The following is a 4083-nucleotide window of genomic DNA, read 5'->3' as shown; positions in this document are numbered from 1 at the left end:
GGTGATGGCCGCGTCTACACCCTGCACTACGTCGTCACGAACGACGCCGGCGTCTCCGCCCAGAGCAGCTGCCGCGTCTACGTGCCGCACGACCAGTCCGGCCGCACGGTGGTGGACAGCGGCGTGAAGTTCTGCGTCGGCGAGGGCTGCCCGCCCGGCACCGCCGAGGGCAGCGCGCTCTGCAGGTAGTCCGTATCGGGTGAAGTCCGGGTGAAGTCGTGTGGGGCCCGGGACCGGCAGTCGGTCCCGGGCCCTTCGCATTGGGACGGCGTCGGGTCACGTCGTTCCATCTGCGGGTTTCTCGCACCTGCGGTGCCAGCACGGCTCAGTTGCTACACCTGGGTGGAACAAGTCTGTCATTGCCATCATTTGGCGCTGGCAATCAGAAGGCACACATCTGCCTTCATAGTCTTTTCTGCTTAACGCGAATCAAGAGCAACCGCTACATTGGTTGAGCTTGTCTGGTTGGTTGTGAAACCGGGTCATGCCCGAAAGCGGAGGAGAGAGGCCGAATGAAACTCAAACGCAACATCCTGGTTCCCTCGGAGTGGCGGGGTCAGGGGCGTGGGCGGCTCTTCGTTGCGCTGGTGGTGCTGGCTACGGGGGGAGCTTGCAACACGTCAGCGTCGAAGGAGCAGTCCAAGGCTCGCGATTCAGGGAAGCTGGCGGAGCGGTGCGAGGTGAAGCCTCCGTTCACGGCCAACTTCGAGCCGGAGCTGCAGTGGGAGTGGACGGGCAGCCCGGTCCTCCCCGCGCACAAGCAGGTGATGATGCAGCCGGTGGTGGTGGACGTGAACCGGGATGGCACTCCGGACATCGTCTTCAGCACCTTCGACGGTGACTTCTACAACGAGGCCTTCAAGGAAGGCCGGGATGGCAATGCCGACGGCGTGCTCCGCGCGGTGAGCGGCAGCACCGGGGCGGAGCTGTGGTCCGTGGAGGACTCGGCCTACCGCGTGAAGCCGGCCGCGAGCATCGCCGCCGGTGACATCGACGGCGACGGCGCCGTGGAGATCTGCGGCATTCCCGAGAGCGGCCGCGGCATCATCTGCTTCGAGAACGATGGCACCTTCAAGTTCCGCACGGAGCCGGACGCCAACGACTACAACGAGTGGGGCGGCCTCTCGCTGGCGGACCTGGATGGCGACGGCGCCGTGGAGATCCTCGACGGCAACCGCGTCTACAGCAACACGGGCACCCTGAAGTGGGTGGGCTCCGATGGCATGGGCGGCGCGCTGTTCACGGGCCCCGTGTCCTTCGCGGTGGACATCGACCAGGACGGCAAGCTGGAGGTGGTCAACGGCCGCTCTGTGTACCGGCACGACGGCACGCTCAAGTGCGCCAACACGGACATTCCCCATGGCTTCGCCGCCGTGGCCAACTTCGATGGGGACGCGGCCGGGGAAATCGTCGTCGTGGGCAAGAGCCTGGAGGCGACGCACGGCCAGGTGAGCCTGCTGGACGACAACTGCGAGCTGCTGTGGACGCGYCAGGTGCACCTGACGGGCGCGGACCTGCCGCTGCACGACAAGGCGGGCCATGGWGGWGCGCCCAACATCGGTGACTTCGATGGGGACGGGCAGCTGGARATCGGCYTGGCGGGAGAYTGGAACTACACGGTGTACGGGGTGGACGGGACGGTGAAGTGGACGTTCCCCATCCAGGAGTACAGCTCGGGAAAGACGACGTCGACGACGTTCGACTTCGAGGATGACGGGCGGCTGGAGGTCATCTACGCGGACGAGCTGAAGCTGCGCATCTTCGACGGAGTGACGGGAGCGCTGCGCTGGGAGACGGCGCACAGCTCGGGCACGACGCACGAGTTCCCGATTGTGGCGGACGTGGACGGGGACGGRGCGGCGGAGATCGTGACGGTGGAGAACAACCACGGCGCTCCGGGCTTCAACGGCGTGCGYGTGTGGCACGACAAGAAGGAGGGTTGGGCCGGGACGCGCAAGATMTGGAACCAGCACGCCTACAGCATCACGAACGTGAACAACGACGGAACGATTCCGTCGGTGCAGGCGGCGAACTGGCTCAACCCCAAGCTCAACAACTTCCGCTCCAACGTGGCCAACTACTTCGGTGAGGGCCCCAGCCCGTTCGCGGGCCCGGACCTCATCGCCTCCGACGTGACGACGTCGTGCGACGGATATGGCTCGCTGGTGCTGGGAGCGCGGGTGCGCAACCAGGGACAGGCGGCGGTAGGGGCGGGAGTGAAGGTGGCCTTCTACAAGGGCAACCCGGCCTCGGGTGGCACGCTGCTGGGCGTGGCCACGGTGACGGACGCGCTGCCGGTGGGCGGTTCGGCCATCGCGACCGTCGTGGTGTCCTCCACCAGCTTCGGCACCACCGAGGTGTGGGCCGTGGTGGATGACGACGGCACGGGCAAGGGCACCACTTCCGAGTGCCGCGAGGACAACAACGGCTCCTCGGCCACGGGCAACCTGACGTGCGGCGACACGACTCCGGCCAACCAGCCGCCGGTGGCGCTGTGCCGGGACGTGACGGTGAACGCCGACGTGTACTGCACGGGCAGCGCGAGCGTGAACAACGGCAGCTACGACCCGGACAACGGGCCGTCGCCGCTGTCCATCAGCGAGGTGCCCTACACGTCGCTGCCCCTGGGCACGCACCCCGTCACGCTGACGGCCTCGGATGGTGAGGCGAGCGCCCAGTGCGTGGGCAACGTCACCGTGGTGGACAACTCGAAGCCGGCCGTCAGCTGCCCGGCCTCGCAGGTGCTCGAGACGTGCTCGCCCGCGGGCGCCCCGGCCACCTTCGCGGCCTCGGCCATGGACAACTGCGGCCCGGCCGCCGTCTCCTGCTCGCACGCCTCGGGCTCCACCTTCCCGGTGGGCGAGACGGCCGTTACCTGCGGCGCCACGGACACCTCCGGCAACACGGCCTCCTGCGGCTTCAAGGTGACGGTGACCGGCGACACCACGCCGCCGGTGCTCAGCTGCCCCACCGCCCCGGTGGTCGTGAACACGTGCAGCGCGGGTGGCTCCACGGCCAGCTTCTCGGTCTCGGCCACGGACAACTGCGGCGAGGCGCCCGTCAACTGCTCGCACGCCTCCGGCTCCACCTTCCCCGCGGGGAACACCACGGTGAGCTGCTCGGCCACGGATGCGTTCGGCAACACGTCCTCGTGCAGCTTCTCCGTCCAGGTGAGCGGCGGCAGCCCCTCCACGCCGCCCACCCCGGGCGCCGAGCTGGGCACGGAGCTCTGGTCTCCCAACCACAAGTACGAGTACCTGCCCCTGCTCCTCTCCGAGTGCGCGGCGCCCGCGACGGATTCCTGCGGCAAGCCCCTGCCCCTGGAGAAGTACGGCCGCATCCTCCGCGTCACCTCGGACGAGGTGGAGGACGCCAACGGCAACGGTGACGGCCGCACCTGCGATGACATGGTCATCGCGAGCCCCACGTCCGTGAAGCTGCGCTCCGAGCGCGAGGGCACGGGTGATGGCCGCGTCTACACCCTGCACTACGTCGTCACGAACGACGCCGGCGTCTCCGCCCAGAGCAGCTGCCGCGTCTACGTGCCGCACGACCAGTCCGGCCGCACGGTGGTGGACAGCGGCGTGAAGTTCTGCGTCGGCGAGGGCTGCCCGCCCGGCACCGCCGAGGGCAGCGCGCTCTGCAGGTAGTCCGTATCGGGTGAAGTCCGGGTGAAGTCGTGTGGGGCCCGGGACCGGCAGTCGGTCCCGGGCCCTTCGCATTGGGACGGCGTCGGGTCACGTCGTTCCATCTGCGGGTTTCTCGCACCTGCGGTGCCAGCACGGCTCAGTTGCTACACCTGGGTGGAACAAGTCTGTCATTGCCATCATTTGGCGCTGGCAATCAGAAGGCACACATCTGCCTTCATAGTCTTTTCTGCTTAACGCGAATCAAGAGCAACCGCTACATTGGTTGAGCTTGTCTGGTTGGTTGTGAAACCGGGTCATGCCCGAAAGCGGAGGAGAGAGGCCGAATGAAACTCAAACGCAACATCCTGGTTCCCTCGGAGTGGCGGGGTCAGGGGCGTGGGCGGCTCTTCGTTGCGCTGGTGGTGCTGGCTACGGGGGGAGCTTGCAACACGTC

At 67.4% G+C, this 4083-nt stretch carries 1 protein-coding gene and 1 pseudogene; both read left to right on the top strand.

The features are described from left to right. A pseudogene (locus tag BO221_RS55295) lies at window positions 1-189 on the top strand (hypothetical protein); the annotation flags it as partial. 323 nt (window positions 190-512) lie between these two features. After that, complete coding sequence (locus BO221_RS52120; RefSeq protein WP_083682808.1) at window positions 513-3650, top strand: FG-GAP-like repeat-containing protein; 3138 nt, start codon at window positions 513-515, stop codon at window positions 3648-3650. Window positions 3651-4083 lie beyond the last annotated feature (433 nt).

Origin of the sequence: Archangium sp. Cb G35, assembly GCF_001896145.1 — a bacterium.
Lineage (GTDB): Bacteria > Myxococcota > Myxococcia > Myxococcales > Myxococcaceae > Archangium > Archangium violaceum.
Note: the sequence above shows the minus strand (reverse complement) of the source record. Positions and strands in the feature narration are given on the sequence as shown.